Below are 6,941 nucleotides of genomic sequence, written 5' to 3'. Positions count from 1 at the left end.
GGCTGTAGTAGAAGACCAGGTCGCCGGGCTGCAGGGCGCTCGCCGCGATGTGCGGGCCGGAGCCGTACTGCGCGCTCGAGGAGTGCGGGAGGCCGACACCGGCAGCGCCCCAGGCGCGCATGGTGAGTCCCGAGCAGTCGAAGGCGCTGTCGCCGGTGGCGCCGTAGACGTAGGCGTCGCCGACCTGGGCCATGGCGTAGCTGACCGCTGCGGCCGCGTTGCCCGAGGCGGGCGCGGACACCGGCATGCGGCTGCTGGTGGTCGACCGAGAGGTGGACAGGAGTCGCTCGCGCTCCTCCGCCTCGAGGTCGGCCAGGAGGTCCTTGGCCTCGTCGAGCTTGGCATCGACGGCCTTCTTCTCGGTGCCGAGCTGCTCGGTCGTCGCGGCGATGTCCGAGGCGCGGTCCGCGGTGGCCTCCTCGCGCAGCGCCATCGCCTCGGCCTCGGTCGAGTAGTCGGCGAAGAGGGTGTCCTGCAGCTGGCTGTACGACGACATGGTCGACAGCTGACCGAGGAAGGCGGCGGGGTCGTCGGAGACGACCACCTGCCCGACGGTGGAGATGCTCTCGCCCTCGTACTGGCGGCGGACCGAGTCGGTCACCTGCGCGCGGACGGCCTCGAGCCGGTCGTCCTGGCGGCGCTCGTCGGCGCGGAGGGAGCCGAGCTCGCTGCGGAGGTCTGCGAGGTCCAGCTTGGCGTCGTTGTAGCGCTCCTGGGCCTGCTCGGCCTCGTGGTAGAGCCGCTCGACGCGCTGCTTGACGTCCTTGACGTCCGGCTCGGCCTGGGCCGGCGAGGCCGGAACGAATCCGATGGCGGCGATCGCCGTGATTCCCAGCAGGGCGCTGCCGAGTCGCTTCCGGTCGTGTGTCACGAGCGGGAGTTCTCCCTCACTGTCGTCACGTCTACCGGGTGAGCTGACGGGTTCGGGCAACGACATGCCCTACGACCCCTCCACAGCGGTGGCTGTTCTCGAGGCCGATTCACCCCAGGTGGGACATGGTTCCCCGGCTCCTGGCACCGCCGGCTCGCACCGGTGGCGTGTGGATTAGACGCGGTCTGCGCATGGACCCTGTGGCCCACTGCCACGCACACCAGCCGTCACTGTAGACCGGGGGGCGACCGTCCACCAATCCCTGGTCCCCAGCTTTGAAACGTGTCGTCGGGGTGATCTGGGTCACACTCGTCAGGCGGACTCGACCACCGGGCCCGCCACGGGCTCGACCAGCCGCAGCGGCGGGACCAGTCCGCCCTGCGCGAGCACGGCGAGTGCCTCGCGCTCGTCGTCGTCGAGCGTCAGCTCGGGGGGTGGTCCGAGGAGCACGGTCACCACACAGTCGTGGCAGGCCAGGGCACGGACCACACAGGTGTCACAGTCGATGCGTGTCGTCATGTGGCGCACGCTGGCAGGAGCCACCGACAACGGCCCCTCCGCGCGGGTCGCACCGCGTGTCGTGGACTCCTCAGGGACGCAGGTAGGCGACGTACCCGCCCGGCAGCCCGCGGCGCTCGAGCGTCTCGTCCAGCGACGACAGGCCGCGGTCGCTCGCCGAGTCCTCGACGACGACGACCAGGTCGGAGCCCTCGACCGCGGGCTCCATCCCCGGCTCCCCCGCGATGAAGTCGAGGTACGCGCGTTGCGCCCCGGGCGTGAAGGCGTCGAGCGGGTTGCCTGCCCACACGGTGACCCCACGGGCGGCCAGCGACTCCACCAACGGCGCGGGCGCCAGCACGACGTCGTCACCGGCTTCGGTCACCACGGCCTCGACCACGGCCGGGTCGACACCGGCGACACTGTCGCCGCGCCAGCCGACCACCATCACTGCGAGGACCATCGAGACGGCCGCCACGACGGCGACGGGCCGCCGGGCCCATCGCTCGCGCGGCATTGCGGTCGGCCCGGTCCCCGCGGCCGGTACGGCAGCCACCATGAACAGGACGACGAGCAGCCACACCCCGTGCCGGGCGGCCTCCGCGGTCGCTGCCGCGAGGCCCAGGCAGGCGACGTACTCCCAGGCGGCCCGGCGGCGACGGAGGGCCACGACCCCCAGCACGACGGCCGCTCCGAGCATCAGCACGTCGAACGGGTGGGTCAGGTCCGGCCGGGCCCACAGGCCCTCACCGCGCGCGGCCGCCTCGTTGTCCAGCACGCTGGCGTAGTAGGCGATGGTGTCCACCCCCTGCGGCGTCGCGCACAGGGCCAGCAGCGTCGCCGCGCCGACGGCGATCGTCTCCGCGACCCGCTCGCGCATGCGGCCGAGCAGCAGGTAGGCCCCGGCAACGCACACGCCGAGCAGCACCGCGCCGTGGAGGTTGCCCCAGACGGCGACGAGGACCGGCAGCCACCAGATGTGCTTGGTGGCACGCGCGGCCTGGTGCCACAGCAGCGAGACCAGCAGGGCGAACATCACCAGCGAGAACGTCTGCAGCCTGACAAGGGCCAGCGCCGGGAGCGCCCCCAGGCACAGCACGGCCACCAGCGCCGCCGCCCGGGCGTCCGAGGCGCCCAGGTGCCTGACCGAGGCCACCAGCACCAGGAGCGTGGCCGTGACGGCGAGGAGGTGGAGGGCGACCGTCGCCGACGTGCCACCGAGGTCGTCCGCCACCGAGGCCACCAGCTGGGCCAGCACCGGGACGTCGTGCCACCCCTCCGACGGCGCCGCCGCGAACGGGACGTGGTCGGGGATCCCACCCGTGCGCCTCACGTGGTCGCCCACGGCGACCAGCCACTCCCAGTCCGCCGCGATGCGGGCGAACACCGCCAGCAGTCCGATCCACACGACGACCGCGAGACCCGACCACCTCCACCCGGAGAGCCGAGCACTCGTCGGGGCGGACGCCGCGTCGACCGCGACCGGGCTAGTCGACAGCGGAGGACTCCGGGCCGGGCGCCGCGGCACTGCGGTCGATGACCTCGATCGCGTCGTCACGTCCGCACCAGCGGCACGACACCGACTCCACGCTCTCGTCGCGCACGGTCTCCTCCTCGACGACGTGGTCGCCGGCGAGGTCGAAGTGCCAGAACTCCGTCGTACGCCGGGTGCGGGTGACGTCGAAGCGGGTCAGGTTGCCGCAACCTCCGCAGCGCCAGCGGTTCGTAGCGTCGGGGATCTGTGCGGGCACGGTGCCTCCAGGGGATCGGCGTGGGTCGACGGACGGTCCGGAGCAGCCTAGTGACCGACGCGCGGGGCCTGACCTCCCGTCCGTTGTCGGTGCCGCGATCTAGCGTCCCCACCATGAGCAGCGCCGTCCCGACCGCCTCCCGCTGGGAGGCCCAGCGCAGCTTCGACGAGCTGGGCCGGCCGCTGCGGGACGTCACGTTCTGCGTGGTCGACCTCGAGACCACGGGCGGGTCCGCGGCGGGCGGGTCGATGATCACCGAGATCGGCGCCGTCAAGGTGCGCGCGGGCGAGATCCTGGGCGAGTTCCAGACCCTGGTGAATCCGCGCGCCGAGATCCCCCCGTTCATCGCGGTGCTCACCGGCATCACCAACTCGATGGTGAGCGACGCCCCGTCGATCGAGTCGGCGCTGCCCGCGTTCCTGGAGTTCGCCGCCGGCTGCGTCCTGGTCGCCCACAACGCACCGTTCGACGTCGGCTTCCTCAAGCACTTCGCCGCCGAGCAGGGGCACCCCTGGCCCCGGTTCGAGGTGCTCGACACGGCCAGGCTCGCGCGCCGGGTGGTCACCCGCGACGACGCACCCAACTGCAAGCTCAGCTCCCTCGCCCAGCTCTTCAACGCCACGACGACGCCCAACCACCGTGCCCTGTCGGACGCACGCGCCACCGTCGACGTCCTGCACGGCCTGATGGAGCGGCTCGGCGGCCAGGGCGTGCACACGCTCGAGGAGCTGGCGACCTTCTCGTCGCGGGTCACGCAGGCCCAGCGCCGCAAGCGACACCTCGCCGAGGGGCTCCCCCACCTGCCCGGCGTCTACCTCTTCCGCGACGACCGCCTCCGCGTGCTCTACGTGGGCACGTCCAAGGACCTCCGCAGCCGGGTGCGTTCCTACTTCACCGCCTCCGAGACGCGCACCCGGATGGGCGAGATGGTCGGGCTGGCCGAGTCCGTCACCGGCATCCCCTGCGCCACCCCGCTCGAGGCCGAGGTGCGTGAGCTGCGGCTGATCGCCGAGCACAAGCCGAAGTACAACCGCCGCTCCCGCTTCCCGGAGAAGGTCCACTTCGTCAAGCTCWCCCGTGAGGCCTGGCCGCGCCTGTCGCTGGTGCGGCGGGTGCTCGACGACGACGCGGACTACCTCGGCCCCTTCTCGTCCAAGAAGACCGCCGAGAAGTGCCTGGCCGCTCTCCACGAGACCTTCCCGATCCGTCAGTGCTCCGACAAGCTCGCCCGCGAGCCCTCACGGTCGGCGTGCGTCCTGGCCGAGATGGGCCGGTGCCTGTCGCCCTGCGACGGCAGCGTCGACGCCGCGACGTACGCCGCGGTGGTCCGACAGCTGCGCGACACCCTGCTGCACCGACCCGACGAGGTGGTCGAGGCGATCAACCGCCGGATGACGTCGTTGGCCGACCTCGAGCGCTTCGAGGAGGCCGGCGTGCACCGCGACCGGTTGGCCACCTTCGTGCGAGCGGCTGCTCGCACCCAGCGTCTGTCGGCCCTGACCCGCTGCCCAGAGGTCGTTGCCGCCCGACGCGAGGACGACGGACGGTGGAGCGTCCACGTCGTCCGACACGGCCGGCTGGCCGCCGCCGGGGTGATCCCGTCCGGGACCGATGCCCACCAGTACGTCCACGAGCTGCGTGCGAGCGCCGAGACCGTCCGGACCGCGCCCGGACCTGTCCCGGCCGCCACGGCCGAGGAGACCGAGAAGGTCCTGCGCTGGCTCGAGTCCCCCGGCATCCGGCTCGTCGACGTCGACGGCGAGTGGGTCTGCCCGGTGGCCGGCGCGACCCGGCACCTGCCGCTCTACGACGCGGCCAACCAGTCACGACTGTCGCTCGTCCCGTTCGACGAGCAGCGACTGCCTGCGACCGTCCACCGCCCGACGCGCTGATCTCGTCCATTGCCACTTTCGGCCTCGCGGCGCCCCGAAAGGTGGCATCCTCGCCCTCCGTGGGACAGACCGTGACGGAGCCGACGGCCCAGGGTGGTTCCCGTCCGCTCCAGGACGTTCGGGCTGTCTTCGTGTCGGCCCTGGCCGCGGTGCTGCTCCTGCAGTCCGCGTGGATGCTGGTRCTGCCGATGTTCCGGGGACCGGACGAGATCGAGCACCTGCTGAGGGCCTCGAACGTCGCGCTCGGGCACTGGCAGCCTGCCCCGGGCGCCCACGAGGACCTCCTCGTGCGGGCCGACGCGACGCTGGCGGCCGACGCCGAGCGCACCTGCCTGGTGCTCCGCGAGGACTTCGACCCGTCGGTGTGCCGGCCGGCCGAGTCCCACCCGGACGGCACGGTCGACGTACGCAGCACCGCTGCGCTCTACAACCCGGCCTACTACGCGGTCGTCGGACTTCCCCTGCGCGTCACGACCGGCGAGACCGGCGCGTGGCTCGTGCGTGTCGTCGGTGCGCTGCTCGGGTCGGCGATGCTCGCGTGGGCCTGGGCGCTCATGACGAGCGGTCGTCGCACCGGGTGGCCGTCGGTGGCGCTGCTCGCTGCCCTGACGCCGGCGATCACCTTCGCGACGACGGTGGCTGCTCCCAACGGGCTCGGGTTCGCCGCCGGAGTCCTCCTGTGGTCAGGGTTGCTGAGCGCGCTGCGCACCCCGGGGACCACAACGGTGGCAGCCTGCGCGTGCGCCGTGGGGGGCACGACCCTCGTCCTGACCCACACCACGGGGGTCGTGTGGCTCGCGACGGCGGTGCTCACCGCACTGGTCCTGGGGGGACGGCGGGGTGTGCACGAGATCCTGGTGCGGGCTCCCCGCGCCTGGGCCGCCGCGACCGCCCTCGTGGTCCTGGCCGTGCTCGCCTCGGTGGCGTGGACGCTGCAGCACGCAGCGACCGCTCCCCGGTCAGGGGAGCCGCTCGTCGCCGAGACCAAGGCCATCCCACTGCCCGCACACGCAGTCCTGTGGGTCTTCCAGACGATCGGTGTGATGCCCAACCGCTTCGGACTGATGTGGCCGGTCGTCTACGCCGTGGGCCTGGTCCCCGTCGTCATGGTCCTCGTGCTCGGTGTCCGCGCCGGTGCCCGCCGCGACAGGCTCGCGATGGGCGTCGCCGCCACAGTGGCGGTGCTGGTGCCGGTGGCGGCGACCGCAGCGACGTACTCCCTCGTGGGCGTCGCATGGCAGGGCAGGTACGAGCTGCCCCTGCTCGTGGGCATCCTGATGGTCGCCGGTGAGGCGCTGGACCGCAGCGGGCGGCCGGTGCGCCCGCCCCTCCTGGTCGTCGTCGCGGCGGCTGCAGTCACGACGCACGTCCTGTGCCTGCTGTGCCTCGGGCTGCGCGAGGCAGGCGGCCCCTACGACGACGGACGCCCGTGGGGCCTGTTGCTCGGCGTGGTCGTGCCCGTCCTGGCCCTGTCGGCGTACGCGGTGCTGCTGCTCGCCCGGCGCGTCGGCACGACCGAGCAGGACCGGCCGGACCTAGTCGAGGCCGAGCGAGAAGGCTGACTCCAGGTCCACCTGGGAGAAGGTCTGGAAGGCGATGTGCGTCTCCGTGCCCGTGACCCCGTCCACCTTGTTGAGGGATCCGGCCACCACCGACGCCACGTCCTCGTGGGCGCGCACCCGCACAAGGGCGATCAGGTCGATCTGACCGGTGACCGAGTAGACCTCGCTGACGCCGTCGAGAGCGGCGATGGCCTCGCCGACCTCGGGGATGCGCGCGACGTCGGCCTTCACGAAGACGATGGCGGTGATCATGGGGCCACGGTAGCGGCAGACACGGGCCGAGGCGCCCTCCCGTCCGATCGGTCGGGACTACTAGTCACTTCGGGCCACTAGGGCGTCATTCGCCGCTCCACCGGGTGCACCCAGT

At 72.5% G+C, this 6,941-nt stretch carries 7 protein-coding genes and 1 riboswitch; of the genes, 2 read left to right on the top strand and 5 right to left on the bottom strand.

Annotated features, from left to right (window positions below):
- The 4 genes from AC1DQF_RS09900 to AC1DQF_RS09885 form a co-directional block, all read right to left on the bottom strand.
- Positions 1–871 (bottom strand): C40 family peptidase (locus AC1DQF_RS09900; protein ID WP_477525057.1); only part of this gene is annotated, 871 nt, incomplete at its 3' end.
- A gap of 12 nt (positions 872–883) precedes the next feature.
- Positions 884–1,033: riboswitch (cyclic di-AMP (ydaO/yuaA leader) on the bottom strand.
- 150 nt (positions 1,034–1,183) lie between these two features.
- The gene (locus AC1DQF_RS09895; protein ID WP_056924785.1) at positions 1,184–1,390 is read right to left on the bottom strand and encodes a hypothetical protein; all 207 of its coding nucleotides are present in this window, start codon (positions 1,388–1,390) and stop codon (positions 1,184–1,186) included.
- A gap of 70 nt (positions 1,391–1,460) precedes the next feature.
- On the bottom strand, positions 1,461–2,777 hold the full coding sequence (locus AC1DQF_RS09890) for a hypothetical protein (protein ID WP_477525056.1): 1,317 nt from the start codon (positions 2,775–2,777) through the stop codon (positions 1,461–1,463).
- A 79-nt stretch (positions 2,778–2,856) separates the two neighbouring features.
- Positions 2,857–3,120 (bottom strand): hypothetical protein, encoded by a 264-nt coding sequence (locus tag AC1DQF_RS09885; RefSeq protein WP_477525055.1) that lies wholly within the window; start codon positions 3,118–3,120, stop codon positions 2,857–2,859.
- Positions 3,121–3,233: 113 nt separating this feature from the next.
- Here AC1DQF_RS09885 and AC1DQF_RS09880 point away from each other — a divergent pair, with 113 nt between their 5' ends.
- Positions 3,234–5,012 (top strand): DEDD exonuclease domain-containing protein, encoded by a 1,779-nt coding sequence (locus AC1DQF_RS09880; protein WP_477525054.1) that lies wholly within the window; start codon positions 3,234–3,236, stop codon positions 5,010–5,012.
- A 59-nt stretch (positions 5,013–5,071) separates the two neighbouring features.
- A complete protein-coding gene (locus tag AC1DQF_RS09875; protein WP_477525053.1) occupies positions 5,072–6,574 on the top strand; it encodes a DUF2142 domain-containing protein in 1,503 nt (500 codons plus the stop codon).
- Here the strand turns inward: AC1DQF_RS09875 and AC1DQF_RS09870 are convergent.
- Complete coding sequence (locus AC1DQF_RS09870) at positions 6,548–6,826, bottom strand: Lrp/AsnC family transcriptional regulator (protein WP_477525052.1); 279 nt, start codon at positions 6,824–6,826, stop codon at positions 6,548–6,550. The genes AC1DQF_RS09875 and AC1DQF_RS09870 overlap by 27 nt on opposite strands.
- Positions 6,827–6,941 lie beyond the last annotated feature (115 nt).

This window comes from Nocardioides sp. P4_G4, from assembly GCF_056401085.1.
Note: the sequence above shows the minus strand (reverse complement) of the source record. Positions and strands in the feature narration are given on the sequence as shown.